Source organism: Cohnella sp. GCM10020058 (genome assembly GCF_042683485.1).
Lineage (GTDB): Bacteria > Bacillota > Bacilli > Paenibacillales > Paenibacillaceae > Cohnella.
This window is the reverse complement of record NZ_JBHUJV010000004.1, coordinates 282,173-301,983: the sequence shown is the minus strand read 5'-3', so window position 1 is coordinate 301,983 and position 19,811 is coordinate 282,173. Positions and strand designations below refer to the sequence as shown.

Sequence of the window (19,811 nt, the reverse complement as noted above, 5' to 3'; positions counted from 1 at the left end):
AAGTCATATTCCCCATCCTGATAAACGGGTATTGACGTTGGCGCGGCCTGCGCGCGTGGCAAAGCTACCGACGCGATCAGTATAAATACTAAAGTTAAAACCGTCATGAATTTCCCATAAGATCGGTTCATTTCTAAGTTCTCCTTCTCTCATAAATATATTTTCCTGCATTTTAGATTATCATTCTCAATTAATTTTTTTAAAAAAGAGCAGCTTTTTGCTCGCTTCCCTCCTCTTTGCAACTTCGATTGGCATGGCTAATCCCACTCCGTGTAGTTTTCCTAAAAACCTATATTTATCAATGATTCCTAACACATTGTTCGACCGCGTTGCGGACAACAGGGAAAATTATAACACCATAAACTATTGATATCAATAATCATTATCAGTTAAACGGGATAAATGATAATGATAATCATATATTAAAAATACGAGTGCGTCCGCTCATAACGACTTGCAGCGAGGCATCGCGCTTCGCTCGACCGGCGAAGAGGCTCGGCGACAAGATGGTCCTCGGCCTGGAAATAGGGTGACCCCCATCATACTCTAGCAAGCGCTCCAAGCATGAGAAGCATCCGCTGCCAACCCCGCCTGCGCCACCGCACACCCAGCCATCGCCACCATGCACATACATGGTGCATCTTCGCAGCGGTGCTCGCGCCATGGCGAGCGCCCCTCTCGCTTCTGTCTCACTCAATAGTAACTGATAATCGTTCTCACTGTTAATCCATCAAATCAATATGGGCTTGGGCGGGGCTTTGGGACGACGAAGGAGACGATCGTCCCGCCTCCGGGACGGCTGCGGACGAGCAGTCCCTTGCCGTAGAGCTGCTTCAGCCTGCGATCGGTATTGGTCAAGCCGATGCCCGCAGGACGGCCGGACGGCCCGCCGGGCAGCTGTGCCTGCGGCAGCCTGTCGGGCGCCATGCCCACGCCGTCGTCTTCAATCGCGATTTCAACTTCGTCTCCGATGTCCTGAACCCGAATCCGGACGGTGCCTCCCTCGTGGCGCTTGAGCACGCCATGGCGAACGGCATTCTCGACCAACGGTTGGATGGACAGCGGCGGAACGGGCAGGTGAAGATGATCCTCCGTCTCCCATATGGCCTCAAGCCGGTCGCCGAATCGCTCTTTTTCAATATACAGATAGGCCCGAATCAGTCCAAGCTCTTTCCCGAGCGGCACGAGCCGGTCCGAATTGGTAGAGTCGAAGCTGGCCCTCAGGTAATCGCCGAACGCCGACAGCAGCTCGCGCATGCGCACGGTATCCACGTCCGCCAGCGCAGCGATGGAATTGAGCGTGTTGAAAAGGAAATGAGGCTGAATCTGTGCCTGCAGCCATGCTGCCTCCATACGTTTCTGTTCGCGCGCGGCCCAGGCCACGTCCGTGAGCGCCTTCACCCGCATCCGCAGCTCATGCGCGTCGACGGGCTTCACGATGTAGTCGTTGGCCTGCGCGTCGAAGCCCGCCGCGATATCTTCCGCCCGGTAACGAGCCGTGAGCAGCAGAATCGGCAGCTCGGAGGCGGAGAAGAGCGTGCGGGCCGTGCGGGCGACCTCGTACCCGGAGATGTCCGGCATCATGACATCCGCGATCAGCAGATCCCATGGTCCCGAATTCAAGAGGACGAGGGCCTGAGCGCCGCTGGTCGTCGTCGTGATCTCGTAGAGCTCTGCCGGAAGCACGTGCTCGAGTATGCGCAGATTGACCGGATCGTCGTCGACGGCCAGAATGCGGGAGCGATCGCCTCGCGCTTTCGTTTCCGATGAAAACAGTTCAGCCGTCCCGACTAGTTCGGGAACCGCAGTTTCTTCGTCCAGCAGCAGCCGGGTCGCGGCGACCTCGCTCGACGCCAGGTTCGCCGGTTCCGAGTCCGCCGGCACTGACGTTGGGGTTGTCGCTGCTGTCGCCACTGCTGTTGCTTCTGCTGCAGCAACTGGCAGCGTAAACCGAAAGACAGAGCCGACGCCTGGCGTCGAGTCGGCAGTTAAGCGTCCACCGTGCAGCTCCACCAGGCGTTTGCTGATTGCAAGTCCCAGACCCAACCCCGCGGCATTCGTATCCGGCTGAAGCTCGCCTTGTTCGTACGGCTCGAAGATGCGCTTCGCCGTGTCCCCGTCCATCCCGATCCCTGTATCGGCAACTCGAATGACCGCATGATCCCGTTCGACATCCGCTTCGATCCAGATCCGGCCCTCGTTCGTGAACTTGATTGCGTTGTGCAACAGGTTGAACAGAATCTGCACCAAGCGGTGCTCGTCCGCCAGCACGGCCGGCAACGTATCAGACACCCTGTTCTCAAGCTGTACGGGCTTGCCGGCGGCCATGTACCGGACCATGTCCAGCACGCCGGCAACTTCCGTCTGCAGCCGGACGGGCGCAGGCTTCACCGACAGGCGATCCTCCCGCAGCCGATTCAGATCGATGAGGTCGTGCAGCAGGATGGACATCCGCTTGCCCATCGCGACGAGCAGCGCGAGACGTTCCCGATTGAAGGCCCCGCCCGTCCGTTCGTCGCTGTCGAGCACGGCCTGGGCCATATTCAGCATGCCGTGAAGCGGATTGCGCAGCTCGTGCGACGTGTGAACGAGAAAGTCATCCTTGCGTTTGTCGGCCGTCTGGAGGCGCTCCGCCAATCGGACGGTCTCGGCGGCATTACGGAAATATCGCTTGAACCAATAGAGGGCGAACAAAATAAAAAACGCGAGCATATCGAGCGGATAATAGCCGACATCCAGCGAGAAGGAGTAGCCGAATATGCCCCATAACAGGTTCCAGGCGACGGCAGCTACGCCTAGCAGCAAATAAATCGCGTCAGGCACGCCTCTTCGGACTGCGAGATAGAAAACGATCGGCGCCGTAACGAACGATGTCAGCAAAAGAATCGTGTGGAGGCCGTCCGCAAAGGCAGAGGTGACCATGTTGACAGGAGACGCCAGCACGAATACGCCGAAGAGGATGCATATGGCGAGATGCCAGCGCGCAAAACGAAGAAGCTTGAATTCGGGCAGCAGACCTCTCACATACTGCAGCAGCAACGCTGCCGTGCCCAGATAGCTCAAGTAAAACGTCTTATAGAGCGTCTCGTAGCTGGCTCCGAACCATACGGACAGCAAGCGATCCTCGTTGCAGAGAATCGTTAAAACACCGCAAATCCCCAGCAGAGAAAAGAGCAGGAGCGTACGCTGCCGGGCGCCGATGAAGTAGAGCGCGATCGCGTACAGGACATGCATGGCCATCAGCAGAATCAGCGCCGCTTGCGAGCCGACGGTTAACGAATAGGATCGGCTCATCGCCTGGGCCGCTCCGAGCCGAACGGGCTCCGTCAAGCCGCCTCTGATACGGTCGTCGTAATTGGCGACTTGGAGCGCAAGGTCCAGTACGTCGCGATCGGCCGTAAACGTGACGGAATAAGGCAAAGCACTCGCCGTATAAGCGGACGCTCGTTCCGCCGGACGGCCGGCGCCGCCCATCGGGCGGCCGTTGACGTACAGCGCCGACGACGCGGAGATTCCCGGCACGCGGATCGTCAACTTCTGTCCCGGCAAGCCGCCGGCCGGCAGCAGGATGCGCAGCCGGTATGTTCCGAACCCGATAAGCGTGTCTCGCGATGGATCGAGCACCCCCTTCCAGGTGCCTGGGACCTTGACTAATCGGGCGGCGCCTGCCGGCGTATCGGCCGCACCTTCCGGACCGGACGTTGCCAGCTGCGAGGGATAGAATGCCCACTGTCCGGCGAGGGAAAGGAGCGGTTGCGATGCGGGATCCCAGCGGCTTAGATCCAACCGGCCGTCTGCGGCCTCCGCTCTCGCGTTATTCGTTTGTACGCCGACCCAGGCCAGGCGAATGCCCGTCAGGACGATCAGGAATAGACCGACGACGGCTAGAATCTTCCGTTTTTTCATCATAGGATACGGGTTCGACAAAAGCCGCTAAAATCCTTCGACGCCACCCGACATCAAGCCGCCCGCCTGCGGATCAGCGATACCGCGTACACGACAAGCAGCGGCACCGTGCCGCAGGAGACGACCCATAGCGGGTGGATGCTCGATACGATAAAGTCCCAGTTCGCCTCGCCGCGAAGGCCGACTGCAATCGAGATAAGCGCCGTGAGGAAGGCAAGCGGGAATAAGAGATGGCGGTTATCCCGGGGCAGCTTGAGCAGGCTGTTCAGCATCAGATGCGCCGCAAAAAGCACGATGGTTGCCTTCATAAAAGAAGCGACGATCATGGAATAGCCCATCAACGCCTCCAGCCGCTCGAAGACCTCTGTAATGTTGACCGTCCGGGCGACCTCGAACATCGAATATTTGCGCTCCCCCGAGAGCGGGCCGAAGACGAGCACCGTGGCCTGCGTGACTACGAGCAGAGAGACTGTGTTCAGCGCGACGGCCAGCGTCAATTTCCGCCCGATGCGATCTTTGGCCTTCACTCGGATGAGCGGCAATATCATGCAGAACATGACCATCTCTCCGTACGGAAAGCCGTAAATAAAATAAATGCCGTGCACGATCGGCTTGACCCCCTCGTCGAAGAGCGGGAGCATATATTCCGGATGGAATCCGGGAGAGGCGAGCGAGATATTGAAGACGACGAACAGCATGACGGAAATCATCAGCAAGCCGAACATCCCCCCGAAGCGGCCGATGCCGACCCGGGCCGTCAGCGCCACGGCTAACGAAGTCAGAACGGTAAAATATCCGTAAGGCGTATTGCGCATCATCGAGCTCTTGAGAAACATCGATATATCCATGATAATGCCGGCCACCGTATGCACGTAAAGCGTCAGGAGCAACAGGCCGAAAATGACGGCAACCGGCCGGGTAACCAGTTTGGCGCCGTACTCGATGTAATCCATATCGGGAAATCTGCGGGCAAGACTGACGAGCGGGATCAGGAGGAGCAGCCCGAGTCCGGCTGCCGCGAGCAGGCTGATCCATGATTCGTTGTCGCTGATCGCGATGAGCGGCGCCGGAATGTTGATGATGGAGGAGCCTGTCAAAAAAACGAATAGCAGCATGGCAGCCTGCTTTGACGTAATCGCATTTTTCATGTCTAGGCGCCTCCTTCCGGGCTAAGATAAGCGACGATCCGCTCCGCGAGCCCGCCGTAAATCCGTACGAAAAAGTCGTAGTAGGACGGTGCGGAAATCGCTCCGAAGACGATCAGGATATGGTAGCCGATCGCCAGCAGCAGCAGCGCATAGACAGCCTTGGTCCGCCATCGGGCGCTGCCCAGGTGTCCGGCGGTCCAATCGTGAACCAAAAAACCGATCAGCGCTATAATCAACATGGCCCTCATCATGTTTCATCCGACCGTTTGTCGACCGGCTTGCCGACATTGGTGCCCGAGGTGAGGATGGTGACATCTGCATGAACTTCGTAGGTCGAACGTGCGAACTGCTGCGGCCAGTTCTTCTTCCATTGCCGCCAAAGCTCTATATGATGCTCGAACAGCCGGTTCCCCGCTCCGACGACGTCAATCTGTTTTTGCAGCAGCCAGTCCATGCTCTCGCCCATCGTCTGCTCCATTGTCTTCTGAATTCGCAGCCGCAGCTCATGCTCCTGCTTGGGCTTAAGCGTCTCCCCGCATACGAGCTCGGAGATCGCCGTCACGGCCTTCACCCGGAAAGTCAGATGAAGATGGTCTCCCGCAGGCCGGACGTTCATCGCCGTCTTGGTCGACAGCACTTCTATCGAATCCTCCCGCAGCATCGTCTCATCGGTCGGATCGGCGGGGCAAGGCACCTCGACGATGCCGGATCTATAGCCGTTGTCAAGCAGTTGAACGCCTTCGAGCAGCTTGGGAGGGATAATCTCCTTCATCTGACCGTCAACGAGGACGGCTGCGCCAGCTACGGTCGGCGCCGATTCGTTAAGGGATTCCCGCTCGTACAGATAGGGAATCATCGCGACCGCCGACGGACTGCGGGATTGCAGCGCAAACTGCAGCAGGTCGGTGGAGACCGACTTGCCCGTCATCTGGTGCGAGGATTGCTCGCTCAAGAAGTATTGCTGACTGACCGAATTCTCGATGTAGGGCGATGTGTCCATGTAATGAGACGCTTCTCCCTTAGCGATCAGCATGTGGGTGGTGAGCCTGGGCTCGTGATCCCGGTACAGAAAATCGAGCAGCCGCATGACCGAATGCTTGCGTGCGAGCGACTCGCTGACCAGAATAATCCGCATATGGCTCCACTGAGCTTTCCGCCCAAGGTGGATCGTAATGTCCCGCACGGCCTCGATCACCGACTCGTCGTCGGTCTGGATATTGATATACGACTTGCTGGGCTTGCCGCGTCCGACGATGCTTTGGGAGGGCTTAAAAATCTGCACGGTCAGTCCGATCCCACCCTCCGGCGCTTCGTCCAGCGCAAGCCCCATGACGAAGCCCTTTTGCGGAAGCTCGGCCCTGTCCCCGCAGCCGGCCAGCAGCGGACCTAGCAGTACGGTCGTCAGCGCGAGCCGGCCGATGGTCACGAATCGGATTATCATACTGCACCTCTGAGCGATCGTTTAGGTGGAGCGGGGCGGCTTCGGACGCCGGATCAGCGCGGGCAGCTTGGTCCTTATCACCGTATCGCGGAACTGTTCTGCCTTCCACGGCGCAATCGGCGTCAAGAAGGGCACGCCAAGCGAGGTCAGCGTGACCAGATGGAGCCAGATGAACAGGTATCCAAGCAAAATGCCGAAGCCGCCGAGCAATGAAGCAAGCGCCATTAGCGGGAACTGAATCATCCGCAGCGCGATGGACAGGTTGTACTGCGGCAGCGAAAAAGAAGCGATGCCCGTCAGCGCGACGACGACGACCATGAACGGCGAAGCGATGCCCGCATTGATGGCGGCTTCCCCGATCACGAGCGCGCCTACGATGCTGACCGCAGAGCCTACCGCTCTGGGCAGCCGAATGCCGGCCTCCTTAAGCAGCTCGAAGAAAAAAACCATGATGACCGCTTCGAGAAAGGCGCCGAACGGAATGCCCTCGCGCGAATCGACGATCGCGAGCAGCAAGACGGTCGGGATCAGCTCGGTGTGAAACGTCGAGATCGCGATATACAGACTGGGCAGCGAGATTGCGATGAAGAGCGCGATGAAGCGAAGCCAGCGGATAAAATTCGACACCAGCACGCGCTGATAGTAGTCCTCGCTCGACTGCAGCAGATCGAAGAACAGCCCCGGACAAATCATGATCGAGCCGGAGCCCTCGACGAGCAGTACGATTTTTCCGCCCAGCATCGCTGCCGCAGCGACGTCTGTCCGTTCCGTGTAACGGAACTGGGGAAAAGGAGATAACGGGTGGTCCTCAATAAGCTCCTCGATGAACGAAGTATCGATGATGTCCCCCTTTCCTTTGCAGCGCTGCAGCCTCTGCTCGAACTCGGCCAGAACGGGGGGATCGACGACGCCGTCCAGATATCCGTAGCCGATCGTCGTATTCGAATGCCCGCCGGCTTTAAAGAACTGAAATTTAAGCGCCGGCGTCTGCAGCCGCATGCGGATCATGCCGACGTTTTTCTGAAGATCCTCGACCGTGCCCTCGCGCGGCCCCTGGACGACCGGCTCGGTCTGCGGCTCCATGACCTGACGCGTCTCCAATCGGTCCGACTCGAAGCAGAGCGCCTGATCCCAGCCGTCCACGACCAGGATCATATAGCCTTGCAGCAGCAGCCGATCGACGGACGCCCATTCCCGCTCCAGGCTCGCCCGCTCGGCAGACACGCCGTGCGCGCCGAAAAACACGCGGAGCATCTCCGGCGTCACGTCCAATCCGGGGCCGATCACATGATTCGTCAGATCCTGCAGGGCGCTCTTCATATAGTTCGTGCTGTTGTCGCATATCGTCTTGAAATACACGGAGGCCGCCCGGTGCTTGAGGTCCGGACCGTACCGCCAGTCCTGGATCGCGAGATCGTCGCACTGCTTGTAAACGCGACGCAGCCGATCCAGACTCGAGGGCAGCGACTTGGACAATAAATCCGCAGCGATGGGGAGCACCTCCGTGTAGTAGGTCGGGTATTTGTAAGGTTTTCCACTTTTAGGCCCATTTTATGCGGCGGGTGACCTTGCCGGCTTGGCTGCGTTCCGTTCATTTGGGTTGATCGGACGGATTCGATATAATTGCAGTAGCTTGTTATCCAATCGCAAACGAAGGAGTGTCTACCGTGGCGCAGAACATCAAAGGAAAAGTAGCATTCGTAACCGGAGCCGGGAAAGGGATCGGCAAAGCCGTCGCGCTCGAGCTGGCCAAAGAAGGGGTCCATGTCGGACTGATCGCGCGAACGGAGAAGGATCTGCTCGATACGGCAAGACAAATTGAGGCACTCGGCGTCAAGGTCGCCTACGCGGCCGCCGATGTGTCTTCCTTGGCCCAGGTCGAGCAAGCGATCGATAACATCACCCGGAACCTCGGCGACGCCGATATTCTGATCAACAACGCCGGGATCGGCAGCTTCGAGAAGCTGGTCGAGATGGACCCCGAGCACTGGAAAAAGATCATCGACGTCAATCTGCTCGGAACCTTTTACGTAACACGTACCGTGCTTCCCCAGTTGATCGCCAAAAACGGCGGAGACATCATCAACATCTCGTCGACGAACGGCCTGAACGGCGCGCCCGGCTCCAGCGCCTACAGCGCCTCAAAGTTCGGCGTCATCGGCTTGACGGAGTCGCTCGCGCAGGAGGTTCGCCGCAACAATATCCGGGTGACGGCGCTCACGCCTAGCACGATCGCGACCGATCTGGCCAAGAGCTCGTCCTTGATCCCGGAAGGCAAAGACGAACAATACATGCATCCGGAGGACATCGCCGAGTTCATCGTCGCTCAGTTGAAGCTGTCTCAGCGCATGTACATCAAGACGGCGAGCATGCTCAACACCAATCCTTTTTAAGAACGGATACCTTGCATAGATGAGAGCACTCCACGACAATCCGGACCGCCCGTACCGGGAGGATCCGGATTTTTACCTCTCCCACTTCGGCAAAGAGGATTGCGTGCCCGGCCATGCCTTCGGACCCGGCGTGCGCGATCATTACAAGATCCATTTCGTCCATCGGGGGACCGGCATCGTGCAGACAGGCGGCCATACGTACAGGCTGTCGGCGGGACAGGCTTTCCTCGCTTATCCGGACAAGATCATCTTTTACCAGGCGGACGAGACTGATCCGTGGACCTACTCATGGGTCGGATTCCGCGGCAATCGGGTCGCGGACGTGCTGGCGCGCACGCGGCTGACGCCCGAGGCTCCCGTATTCCCGATGGACATGCGGTTGATGCCGAATCTGTACGAGCTGCTGCGGGAAGCCGAAGACCGGCCGGTCAACCGCGATCTGCGGTTGACGTCGCTGCTGCTCGACGTGCTTACGTCGCTCGTCGAGCAGATGCCCGTGTCTTTCGAGGGGGGCTCCGGTCTGGGTGCCGCCCTGCCCGGCCGCAAGCAGGACGCATACGTTCACCGCAGTCTGGACTTCCTCCACTGCCACTTCAGTGAACCGATCACGGTAGAGCAGTTAGCGTCGACGCTCGGACTGGACCGCAAGTATTTGTCGGTCATCTTCAAGGAGGCCACGGGGCTGCCCCCGCAGCAATACTTGCTTCATTACCGGATGGAAAGAGCCGGGGAGCTGCTTAGGAAAGGCCAGTATACGATCGGGGAAGTGGCGCGTTCGGTCGGATACCAGGATGCGCTGCTGTTCTCCAAAATGTTCAAAAAGCTGAAAGGCGTTCCTCCCAAGCAGTATCGCTAATCGGCGGCTCGCATAAATCAGACATCATGCCATATTTCCCTTCCATGCGGACATGGGCTTATTCCCCGAGGCACACTATAATGGGCCTATTCGCATAAGAAGGAGCGTTCGAGATGACCTATTCAGCTAGACAAGATCGATACGACGCCATGACATACAATCGCAGCGGCAGGAGCGGCCTGAAGCTTCCGGCCATCTCGCTCGGACTGTGGCATAACTTTGGCGGCATCAACACGTACGAAAACGGCAGAGCGCTCGTACGGCGGGCGTTTGACCTCGGCATCACTCATTTTGACCTGGCCAACAATTACGGTCCGCCTGCCGGATCTGCAGAGGAGTCGTTCGGCCGCATGCTGAAGGACGATCTTCAGCCTTATCGGGACGAGCTGATCATCTCCACGAAGGCCGGCTACTATATGTGGCCCGGTCCGTACGGCGAATGGGGCTCCAAGAAAAGCCTCGTCGCCAGCCTGGATCAGAGCTTGAAGCGGATGGGTCTCGACTACGTCGATATTTACTACCACCACCGTCCCGATGCCGATACCCCGCTGGAGGAGACGATGGCGGCGCTGGATCTGATCGTCCGCCAAGGCAAAGCGCTGTACGTGGGTCTCTCCAACTACAAGCCCGAGGAGACGCGCGAAGCATCGCGCATCCTGAAGCGGCTGGGGACGCCTTGCCTGATCCACCAGCCGAACTATTCCATGATGTCCCGGTGGATCGAAGACGGACTGCAGGATGTGCTCGACGAGGAGGGCATCGGCTCAATCGTATTCTCGCCGCTTAACCAGGGCATCCTGACCGACCGGTACCTGAATGGTATCGCCCCCGACTCGCGTGCGGCGGGGCCGAGCGTGTTCCTGCGCTCCGAGGGCATCGACGAGACGCTCGTCGCAAAGGTCCGGCAGCTCAACGAGCTGGCGGAGGGCAGAGGGCAAAAGCTGTCGCAGATGGCGCTGGCCTGGGTGCTCCGGGGAGGCCGCGTCACGTCCGCGCTTATCGGCGCGAGCAAGGTTGGCCAGATCGAGGATGCCGTAGGCGCGCTCGCGCAGCTGTCCTTCACGCAGGAGGAGCTGGAGCGGATCGATCGCATTCTGGCATAGGGTACAGCAAAGGCGCCGGTTGATCCCGGCGCCTTTTAGTCCCGATCCCCACTTCTGAATTTTCATCACAAAGTACCATTTTCCGGTCGTATCGATATAACCGTTGTCCGTCTTCGTAACGGCCCACGCAAGACGATCCTGGTATGGCTGGATCTCCGTATGCCATCCTCTCTCAAGGCCAACGTGTAATAAGCGCTGTCCGCAATGGCTTTCACGCGGTCGATGCCCTGCACCTGAATCGGCTTGGCTGAGAAATCGAGCTTGGCCGGATCCACGCCCAGAGCCCCGGATGCATTCGAGCCCCATCTCCACACCGTCCCGTCTTTCTTGACGGCGGTCGAGTGCCCGTATCCGGCTGAGATTAATTTTACGCTGTCGATTCCCTTCACTTTCGCAGGCACGACCAGGTAGCTCTGGTCCACCTCGCCGAGCTGATCCCCGATGTTCGTCCCCCAGCCCCACACATAGCCCTCGGTATCCAATGCCAAGAAATGATAATATTCTCCGGCGACGTCGGTGAAAACAGGCTTTGCACCGTTCGTATCGGCGGCTGCCGCATGAGGTGCGCTCTCTGCGAGCAGCAGCAAACTAAGCAGGAAAATCATTAATCTTGAACGTGTACGCGTTAATTGAAGCAGCATGCCCAAATCCCCTCGTGCTGAATTTGTAATGTATTACAAAATTCGGCAATTCTTTGGGAATACCTTCTACTAATGGTGAAAACTCATCCGATTTCAGACGCAAAAAAATACAGAGCAACGGGAATGGATTCCCCGCGCTCTGCTTCATCTTTTCTATTGCGTTCCGGACCAATCGATTTACTTGCTTGTCAATGCTTGCACCACGTCATCGATCTTCAGACTGTCGGCCATCGGACCGTTCAGCGCCCAGTGACGGGCCGATACTTTGAAGACATTGCCTTGTTTGACGGCGGGGATCGCTTGCCATATATTCAGCTTCTCCACTTCCGCGGAGACCGCGACTTCCTTCTGGAAGTCCGCTTCCTTCGACAACGACGATCCGTAATCCATGAACAAGTAATCGGCGGTCAGGTCCGGCAGCGTCTCCAGCGAGATCATCGATCCGCCCCAAGTATCCGAGCTGTTCTTCTCGATGTCCAGCACCTTCGGATCGGGCTTCAGCCCCAGGTCCCGGTACAGCACGGCCGTCCAGATCCACGCCGGAAAATCAAGCTCGACATCCTTCGTCGATGGTCGGATGAAGGCAACCGTCTTGTCTGCGCCGACTTTGTCGACGATGGCCGCTTTGGCCTGCTCAAGCTTGGCCTTGTAATCGTCGATAATGGTCTGCGCTTCCGTCTCCATGCCCAGCGCCTTGCCGAGCTCGGGCAAGGACTGCTGCCAGTCGTCTCTGGCCAGCGGCAGCGTAGGCGCTATTTTGCTGATCTGTTCGTAGCTGCTCTGGTCCAGCATGTTCTTGTTGATGATGATCAGATCTGGATTGGCGGACGCGAATACCTCCATATTCAGATCCATCGAGGTATTGATCGATATTCCCTTCTCCTTAAGCTGGCTGTCCAGATAAAACCCTTCAGCGCTGAACGCCTGCACGAGCGGCACGTTGAGGGACAACAGCATATCCTCCATATCGTAAGATACGATTCGCTGCGGATGCGCCGGCACGACCGTTTCGCCAAAATCGTGCTTGATCGTGACCGCCTGAGCCGGCGATGCCGAGGCCGAGGAAGCTGCAGCGCTCGTTGAAGCTGCCGCGGACGCGGACGCCGATGCCGGCGCGCTTGCCGTTGACTGCGGCGAAGCGTCGGCCGAGTTATCGGCTGCTTTCCCGCATGCGGCCAGCATCAAGATAAGCGTCGCCAGGACAGCCCCCAGCAGAGACGTTTTTCCCATCCGTCTTCTGCCTTTAACGTTTTGAACACCGTGAACATTCTTTTTTCTTGTTGACATATAGATCCCCCAACCTGGTATTGATAATCATTATCACTTACTAGATTGGAGTATATAGCACCTGCCGCTATCCGTATATTCACGATCATGCGGAACTTTCAAGAATCCAGGCACAATATCAGCTTCGCCGCCTGGTGCATGAACCGTTCGTGATTAAAGGCGGTATTCTCCAGCCAAGGATGCACCCACTGATCGTATCCTGCCAGCACATGCACGGCGCCTCTCCGGACGGCAGCCAAGTCCCTCCAATGCCCGGACGCTTGGACGGCCGACCATGTCGCGCGGGAGCGGCTGTCCCGATCCGCGATGACGATGATGCGGTCGGCCTCGAAGGAGGCGAGGCGATCAAGCGAGGTCTCTGCATACCAATGCGATGCATCCACGGAAGGCGCAAGCGACAAACCAAGGTCGTCTATTAAAACTGTCGCCGCTCTGCGTCCCCAAACATAGATCGCGTCTCCCGCGATTTTAAGCGCCAGCATGCGTTCGCCCGCCGTCAAACGGCGCAGCTCCGTCCGCCATCCCTCCGCATTGCGCTCGTAACGCTCCAGCCATTTTGCCGCTTCCTTGCGCTTGTCCAGAAAATCCCCGACAAGCCGCAAGTGTCCCCGCCAATCGGTATGTTCCCATGGAATCAGCAGAACCGGCGCAATCTCCCGCAGCTGCTCCGCCTCCGGCTCGAAAAGCACGGTATCGAGGCCGATAATGCGGTCGGGCGCATGCCGCCGAAGCGCGTCGCGATTAAAAGCATAGTCGTGGCTAAGCGGCACCATCACGTCGTCCCGATAATGCCGGTCAAAGTGGCGCGTCCAGTAGTGATCGATTGGCGCCGCATAGGGAACGACCTGGAGCGGCAGCAGCTGCCCGATCACGGGCCAGCTGTAGGCGGCTACTTTTTGCCTGCTGTTGCGGATAAAGACGGCGGGCGAAATGCCGACCTGCTTGGAGAAAGTGGCGCGAAAATAATGCTCGTTGTGAAACCCGGTCTGAGCGGAAATGGCCTGCATCGATTCCGGCACCGATCGCAGCATGATCTTCTTCGCTTCCCGGATGCGCACCTTCGTCAAATATTGCATGGCGCTCATGCCGAATCGTTCCTTGAACGAGCGCATAAAATGGTATCTGCTCATGCCCGCGGTAGCGGCCAAACGATCGATCGTGATATCCGTCGCATAATCCCGCTCGATTTCTCGGGCTGCCTGCTCCAGCACCAGCGTCACTTCCCGATCGGACAAAATACGAAGCAATAGTTCGTGGAATATCGATTGCGCGCGAAAATAGTTCGTGTCCGCCGGCGCCTGCGACAGCAGCAGTAATTTCTCGCACAAATCCGCCGCCTTAAGGCCAGCTTGTGCGCCGTTAGGAAAAAGCGGGGCCTTTACAGTCCGAACAGCCTCTTCTTCGTCAGGGTTCGCCAGCCTGCCCGTTTGGTAATGCAGCAAATACAGTTTTCCTTCTTCATCGGGGGATGAGCTGACTTCCGCCCACTGCCCGGGCGCGCATGCCCACACAAGATCCTGAAGCTCGGGCACCGGATTGCCGTCGATGACGATTCGGTTCCCTTTTCCCGCCGACACGATCAACAGCGGATCTTGCACGACCCACCTTCGGCGCCGCCAGAAATCCGGGCTGTCCTCGACCAGCTCCAGTTTTGCCAATGCGTACCATCGATCCGTAATCAATGATTCTCCGCTCCCGTTTCCCCAAGTTGCTCTCCTGTTGAGTGGCTCTTTATTATTTTAATTGATAACAATTCTCATCTCAACAGTTCCCTCGGTCGAGCCTCCATTTCCCTAATTAAGCCGCTCCGCCAGCTCCAGAATAATGCCCTCCGGTCCGCGAACATAACACATTTTATAAATATCTTTATAATTCTGGATTTCGCTAAAGGCTTCCATGCCTTTCTTTTTCATGTTGTCGACAATCGCTTCAATATCATCGACGGCCAGGCAAATATGACGGATGCCCAGCGTATTCGAATGCGTGTGCTGAAAGCCGCTTTCATCCGAAGGATGGATATATCTGATCAGCTCCAGCCACGTCTGACCGTCCGGCGCTCGCAAGGCCACGCAGGAGGTCTTCACGTTTTCAAGCCCGACGATCACGTCCAGCCAAGCGCCCTCCGCTTCCCATTCCCCATGCACCTCAAGTCCGAATTCGACGAAAAAAGCTTTGGCCGCGGCCAGGTCGTTCACGTTGATGCCGATGTGGTCGATGCGTTGGATTTTCATGCGTTGTGCCTCCTCGGTTGCGGATCGTTATATGGCAAGCTCTAAATCAATTCTTTTGAGAAAACTCGCTCGGCATTTTCTTTAACTCGGCAGCCTCGATGGGAACGCCATAAGTTACAGCAGCTTCGCGAATTGTAAGCCCCCAGCTCTCGTATTCTTGGATGACCTCGTCAGGCAACAGCAGCTCCGCCGCAAACTCATTGGCTTCGCGTTCGATACGACCGACGGAGTAGAGCGTACTGCTTCGCATAAAAAGCGTATTGATCCCCGGGTGAAGAATCGCATGCCCCAGCTCATGCGCACAAACAAATCTGCGCCGATACTCGCTCAGCGACTCATTAATATGAATCATGCGTATTCGTTTATAGGTATTGAAGTATCCCTGCGTGAAGCCAAGCGGCTCGAGGATCACCAATATGTGCTTGCTTGCCGCAATCTCGAAGGGATCGACGGTTCCGTATTTCCTGATTAGCTGAGCTACGATATTCTTAATCGTCCTCATGGAAGCCCCCGTCCGGCGTTATTTGGGTGGTTTGACAGGAGTGAACTTCTTCTTGGCCAACTGCTTGGCCAAAATGAGAGAGTTCCTCAACGAGTTGCGCAGAAGCTCGCGGCTCTCCTCGTCTTCCCCCTCACCATGGAAAGCCAACGCCTCGTTCGCATCCAGTTCCGATAGCATGCGCTCCAGATCGGTCGCAATGTCACGTTCCTCTCTGGGGGAAAGAGTCGCTGCCGTTGTCTCGTCCTCCCCATCATACGTGCGCGCTCCGCTGCCAGTCAATCCCAGCAGGGAGTCGGCGGATACGCCATGGAACTTGGCAATTTCTGCTAGATAATGGTAATCCGGATTGGAGATGCCGTTTTCCCAGGCATTGTACCGAGCGCGTTTGACCCCTAGAACTTCGGCCATTTGGTCCTGGGTAAGATGCTTTTTGATGCGGAGTGCAGTAATACGATGGCCCAGATTCATAGGAAGCCGTCCTTTCGGAGAGAATTGATAAAAATAATATCAAAAATAGTTGACGATAATATTATTATCAAATATACTCGATTTTACCACAGATAAAGGATCATTCGCGAACTTATAGATAATATTATTATCAATTATAGAATAATTGATATTATATTTATCGTCAAGCTTAAACTTGCCTTTTAAATAAAGGGAGGGACAACCATGCAGGATTGGGCCGCCAGATTAAAAAGAGAGTACGCCGACGGTAAGGGCTTACTGGAAAAATACAGAGAAACGTTGCGTCGCAGGAAGTCTGATGCGTTCGCTGCATCTGAAGAAGCGGCCGAAGCGCTTCGGCAAGAACTCCGAATTGTAGAGGATATGATCGGCGATATGGATTACTCCATGGAGTGGCTCCAGCTCGGCAGACGTCCGGACGGTCGTCGAGGCGTCGACATTCATGATGCCTACAGCCGATCCATCATGATGGATATGGATCTACTGCCTTATGTTCAGCAAATTCAAGAACCAGAGCGCGAGACTGCGGTAACGCCGGAGCGGAAGGCGGCGATCGTCGGCATATTGCTGAAGCTGTCCGAGCGAGAACGACAATGTTATTTGCTGCATATGGCGCAGGGCATGAGTTTAACCGACATCGGGCGCGAGCTTAGGCTCAAAAAGCGGACCGTCCAGGATTATGTCGACAGGGCCAAATCCAAGGTGGCGCAGGCGATTTGAGCGTTTTTGCCGTACGGCTGCCGTACGAAACGGCAGTATAGACGAGGAGGTTGCAAGTTACTCCCCCGGGAGGACAAGCCACTCCCGATAGCCAGCATCCGGCGGTCAACGTCGTTACGCTGAAACTTAAAATTCAGAAGGCGACACGATCCGCAATCAGGTACGAAAGATGAGGTGGAACGATGAGCGTGGAGGCGACGGATCTCCGCCAAGCGGCCATTGAAGCTTTGGCCTCGGCGTTTGAAGGCATCCCCGTATATGGCTCGGAGCCGGGCGACAGCATGGAAGGGCCTTACTTGGTTATTCCTGAACCGACGGTAACGCACTATCGGATCATGGGCAATCGGTATCGTCGGCAATACGTATTTAGCATCCGCTATGCAGCCGCACCTAACGCTTTGCCCGGGACATTGTCTTCGGCGGCGGAGCTGCTGTGCAGCGCGCTCGAATATATTCCGTTCGGGAGCGGACATGCAAAGGGCAGAGATATGCGATACGACATGACGGTCGGCATTCTTTATTTCACATTCGTCGTCAACGTCCAATTGATCAAACAAATCGAGTCGGCGCCGCTTATGGCGCAGATGACTATGAAGGAGCGAATGAAATGAGCAAGCAGGAAAAATCGGCGCCGGTTCAAACGTCCGAGGCGGCTGCGTTCAGCAAAAGCCAATTGATCGAAGCCAAGCGCTACACACCGGGACAGCGCGACGTTCTGGCGGCGCTGCTGGAAGACGGCAAGACGTACACGTTCGAGCAAGCTGATCAACTCATTCACACATTTGCGAAAGGGACGGTGGATTAAATGGCCGGAGGAAATTGGGTAACGCAAAACAAAGTCAGGCCTGGCGCTTATATTAACTTCGTCAGCGAGGGCGGTTCGCCCGGCGCGCTCGGAGAACGCGGGGTTACCGCGCTCGCACTGACCCTGCCATGGGGTCCCGCGAATCAGATTCTGACGATCGAGGCGGACGAAGATACGAGCCCTAAGCTCGGTTACGACTTGACGGCCCCAGCGTTGCTGCCGGTGCGCGAAGCGCTCAAACGAGCCAAGACCGTGCTGCTGTACCGTCTGAGCGCAGGCGTCAAGGCGACCAAGACGGTCGGCAATCTGACAGCAACCGCACGGTATGGCGGCGAAAGAGGCAACGATCTGTCCGTAATCGTACGCACGAACGTGGACGACAATGCCAAGTTCGATGTCATCACGCTGCTGAACGGCGAGGCAGTGGACACGCAGATCGCCGCAGAAGCGCCAGACCTGCACGCGAACGATTGGATTGCGTTCACCGGAACTGGCGCGCTTACGGCCTCCGCAGGCACAGCCCTGACCGGCGGTTCGAACGGCACCTCTTCGAACGCCGATCATCTGGCATTTTTGGCCGCGCTTGAACTGCAGGAATTTCAGACGGTTGCGCTGGTCTCTACGGACAACTCGCTCAAGGCCGTCTACGCGGCGTTCGCCAAGCGATTGCGGGACGACGAAGGAAAGAAAATCCAAGCGGTGCTTGAAAACTATCCTTCTGCGGACCACGAAGGCATCGTCACCGTCAAAAACGGCGTCGTGCTGTCGGACGGCACCGTCTTGACGGCTGCGCAAGCGACGGCGTGGGTAGCTGGCGCTACTGCCGGCGCGGCGATCAATCAGTCGCTCACGTACGACGCCTACGACGATGCCGTCGATGCCTATCCGCGCTACACGAATGCGCAGACCGTCGCGGCTCTTGTAGCAGGCGAGCTGTTGTTCACCGCTTCCGGCGGCAAGGCGGTCGTCGAACAGGATATTAACAGCCTGACCGGCTTCTCGCCGGACAAAGGCAGCAACTTCCGCAAAAATCGCGTCATCCGCGTGCTCGACGGCATCGGGAACGACTTCAAACGAATCTTCGAATCCTACTACGCAGGCAAGTTGAATAACAATGCGGACGGTCGCAGTCTCCTGAAGTCCGCCTATATCTCTTACCTGGACAGCCTCCAAGCAGCCAGCGCGATCCAGAACTTCAGCGCGCAGACGGATATTACGGTAACGGCCGGCTCGGAGTCGGACAGCGTCTATATCGAAGCGAGCATTCAACCGGTCGACTCGGTCGAGAAAATTTATATGAAGGTGAAGGTGAAGTAAGATGGCATTCCTGAGAGCCAACGACACGATCTCCGGCCAAGAAGGCCGCGCTTATACGATTATCGACGGCAACACGGAGGAAATGTTCTACATCAAAACGCTCGAAGCCTCCATTGAGAAGCAAAAAGCCGAAATCAAGACGCTCGGCCGCCGCGGCGTACAGCACAAGGCCACGGGTTGGTCGGGCAGCGGCACGATGACGATTTACTATTTGACGACGAAGTTCCGCCAGCTGATGCTGGATTACGTGAAAAACGGCAGAGATGCCTACTTTGACGTCAAGATCATCAATGACGATCCCGGCTCGTCCGTCGGCAAGCAGACCGTCACGCTGCGCAGAGTCAATCTGGGCAAGCTGGTCGTCGCCAAGCTGGATACCGAGAGCGAGGCTCTCGATGAAGAGCTCGAATTCACCTTCGAAGACATCGACATTGACGATAGCTTCACCGCGCCCGTATTGGGCTAACGAAACCCTATAAGCAGGAGGCTAACGATTCATGAGCGATTTAAGCGCGTTTTTTGCCCAGAATTCCAAGTCCGAACAAACTGAGGGCTTCATCGTGTCGGACCGCTTCAAGGACGCCGAGGGGCGCCCGATCCCTTGGCAGCTGCGAAGCATCACGGCCGCCGAGGACGAAGAGTGCCGCAAGTCGGCGACACGTCGCGTCAAGGGGAAAAACGGACAGTATACCCAGGAGACGGTGATGGAGGATTACCTGGCCAAAATGGCCGTCGCCTGCGTCGTTTATCCCAATATGAAGGAAGCAGAGCTGCAACGTTCTTATGGCGTCCTAGGCGCCGAGAACCTGCTGCGCGCCATGCTCCGTGCAGGCGAATATGTCACGTTGGTGCAGAAGGTACAAGAGCTGAACGGCTACGACAAGGACATGAACGAGCTCATTGAAGAGGTAAAAAACTGATCGAGGGGGGCAGCGGGGAAGCCAATTATGCCTACTATGCCCTCCACGAACTAAAGATCTTGCCCCATGAGCT

21 protein-coding genes are annotated in these 19,811 nt (G+C 57.0%); 9 read left to right on the top strand and 12 right to left on the bottom strand.

Annotated elements, in window-relative coordinates:
* Positions 1-3 precede the first annotated feature (3 nt).
* From ACFSR7_RS07740 to ACFSR7_RS07715, 6 genes are all read right to left on the bottom strand, one after another.
* Positions 4-153: a hypothetical protein gene (locus ACFSR7_RS07740; RefSeq protein WP_378160239.1), complete on the bottom strand. Its 150-nt coding sequence runs from the start codon at positions 151-153 to the stop codon at positions 4-6.
* A gap of 582 nt (positions 154-735) precedes the next feature.
* Entirely contained in the window at positions 736-3,909 is a 3,174-nt protein-coding gene (locus ACFSR7_RS07735) for an ATP-binding protein (RefSeq protein WP_378160237.1), read from the bottom strand.
* 50 nt (positions 3,910-3,959) lie between these two features.
* Positions 3,960-5,054: a GerAB/ArcD/ProY family transporter gene (locus ACFSR7_RS07730; RefSeq protein ID WP_378160235.1), complete on the bottom strand. Its 1,095-nt coding sequence runs from the start codon at positions 5,052-5,054 to the stop codon at positions 3,960-3,962.
* Between the two features lie 2 nt (positions 5,055-5,056).
* Positions 5,057-5,302 (bottom strand): hypothetical protein, encoded by a 246-nt coding sequence (locus ACFSR7_RS07725; RefSeq protein ID WP_378160233.1) that lies wholly within the window; start codon positions 5,300-5,302, stop codon positions 5,057-5,059.
* Positions 5,302-6,495, bottom strand: coding sequence for a Ger(x)C family spore germination protein (locus ACFSR7_RS07720; RefSeq protein ID WP_378160232.1), 1,194 nt, complete (start codon positions 6,493-6,495; stop codon positions 5,302-5,304). The genes ACFSR7_RS07725 and ACFSR7_RS07720 overlap by 1 nt, the downstream gene beginning before the upstream one ends.
* Positions 6,496-6,516: 21 nt before the next feature.
* Positions 6,517-7,971, bottom strand: a complete 1,455-nt coding sequence (locus ACFSR7_RS07715; RefSeq protein WP_378160230.1) for a spore germination protein — start codon at positions 7,969-7,971, stop codon at positions 6,517-6,519.
* Positions 7,972-8,162: 191 nt separating this feature from the next.
* On the opposite strand from ACFSR7_RS07715, the gene ACFSR7_RS07710 reads away from it, so the two are divergent.
* The 3 genes from ACFSR7_RS07710 (at position 8,163) to ACFSR7_RS07700 (ending at position 10,847) form a co-directional block, all read left to right on the top strand.
* On the top strand, positions 8,163-8,888 hold the full coding sequence (locus ACFSR7_RS07710; RefSeq protein ID WP_378160228.1) for a 3-ketoacyl-ACP reductase: 726 nt from the start codon (positions 8,163-8,165) through the stop codon (positions 8,886-8,888).
* Between the two features lie 19 nt (positions 8,889-8,907).
* Complete coding sequence (locus tag ACFSR7_RS07705) at positions 8,908-9,744, top strand: AraC family transcriptional regulator (protein ID WP_378160226.1); 837 nt, start codon at positions 8,908-8,910, stop codon at positions 9,742-9,744.
* A gap of 113 nt (positions 9,745-9,857) precedes the next feature.
* On the top strand, positions 9,858-10,847 hold the full coding sequence (locus ACFSR7_RS07700; RefSeq protein ID WP_378160225.1) for an aldo/keto reductase: 990 nt from the start codon (positions 9,858-9,860) through the stop codon (positions 10,845-10,847).
* Positions 10,848-10,912: 65 nt separating this feature from the next.
* Here ACFSR7_RS07700 and ACFSR7_RS07695 read toward each other — a convergent pair whose 3' ends face one another.
* The 6 genes from ACFSR7_RS07695 to ACFSR7_RS07670 form a co-directional block, all read right to left on the bottom strand.
* The gene (locus tag ACFSR7_RS07695; protein ID WP_378160223.1) at positions 10,913-11,488 is read right to left on the bottom strand and encodes an RCC1 domain-containing protein; all 576 of its coding nucleotides are present in this window, start codon (positions 11,486-11,488) and stop codon (positions 10,913-10,915) included.
* A gap of 177 nt (positions 11,489-11,665) precedes the next feature.
* Entirely contained in the window at positions 11,666-12,718 is a 1,053-nt protein-coding gene (locus ACFSR7_RS07690) for an ABC transporter substrate-binding protein (protein ID WP_378160222.1), read from the bottom strand.
* A 155-nt stretch (positions 12,719-12,873) separates the two neighbouring features.
* Positions 12,874-14,457, bottom strand: coding sequence for a helix-turn-helix domain-containing protein (locus tag ACFSR7_RS07685; protein WP_378160220.1), 1,584 nt, complete (start codon positions 14,455-14,457; stop codon positions 12,874-12,876).
* A 111-nt stretch (positions 14,458-14,568) separates the two neighbouring features.
* Positions 14,569-15,006 (bottom strand): VOC family protein, encoded by a 438-nt coding sequence (locus tag ACFSR7_RS07680; protein WP_378160218.1) that lies wholly within the window; start codon positions 15,004-15,006, stop codon positions 14,569-14,571.
* 46 nt (positions 15,007-15,052) lie between these two features.
* Entirely contained in the window at positions 15,053-15,508 is a 456-nt protein-coding gene (locus tag ACFSR7_RS07675) for an ImmA/IrrE family metallo-endopeptidase (protein ID WP_378160216.1), read from the bottom strand.
* An 18-nt stretch (positions 15,509-15,526) separates the two neighbouring features.
* Positions 15,527-15,976: a helix-turn-helix domain-containing protein gene (locus ACFSR7_RS07670; protein ID WP_378160214.1), complete on the bottom strand. Its 450-nt coding sequence runs from the start codon at positions 15,974-15,976 to the stop codon at positions 15,527-15,529.
* 204 nt (positions 15,977-16,180) lie between these two features.
* Here ACFSR7_RS07670 and ACFSR7_RS07665 point away from each other — a divergent pair, with 204 nt between their 5' ends.
* The 6 genes from ACFSR7_RS07665 to ACFSR7_RS07640 all read left to right on the top strand — a co-directional run bounded on the left by ACFSR7_RS07665 (position 16,181) and on the right by ACFSR7_RS07640 (position 19,738).
* Positions 16,181-16,696 carry a sigma factor-like helix-turn-helix DNA-binding protein gene (locus ACFSR7_RS07665; protein WP_378160212.1) on the top strand — a complete coding sequence of 172 codons (516 nt, stop codon included), beginning with the start codon at positions 16,181-16,183 and terminating at the stop codon, positions 16,694-16,696.
* 182 nt (positions 16,697-16,878) lie between these two features.
* Positions 16,879-17,307, top strand: coding sequence for a phage tail terminator family protein (locus tag ACFSR7_RS07660; protein WP_378160210.1), 429 nt, complete (start codon positions 16,879-16,881; stop codon positions 17,305-17,307).
* Positions 17,304-17,501, top strand: coding sequence for a hypothetical protein (locus tag ACFSR7_RS07655; protein WP_378160208.1), 198 nt, complete (start codon positions 17,304-17,306; stop codon positions 17,499-17,501). Before ACFSR7_RS07660 ends, ACFSR7_RS07655 begins: the two co-directional genes overlap by 4 nt.
* Complete coding sequence (locus ACFSR7_RS07650; protein ID WP_378160206.1) at positions 17,502-18,818, top strand: phage tail sheath family protein; 1,317 nt, start codon at positions 17,502-17,504, stop codon at positions 18,816-18,818.
* A 1-nt stretch (position 18,819) separates the two neighbouring features.
* Entirely contained in the window at positions 18,820-19,284 is a 465-nt protein-coding gene (locus ACFSR7_RS07645; protein ID WP_378160204.1) for a phage tail tube protein, read from the top strand.
* Between the two features lie 31 nt (positions 19,285-19,315).
* On the top strand, positions 19,316-19,738 hold the full coding sequence (locus tag ACFSR7_RS07640; RefSeq protein ID WP_378160202.1) for a phage tail assembly chaperone: 423 nt from the start codon (positions 19,316-19,318) through the stop codon (positions 19,736-19,738).
* The last annotated feature ends 73 nt before the right edge of the window (positions 19,739-19,811 follow it).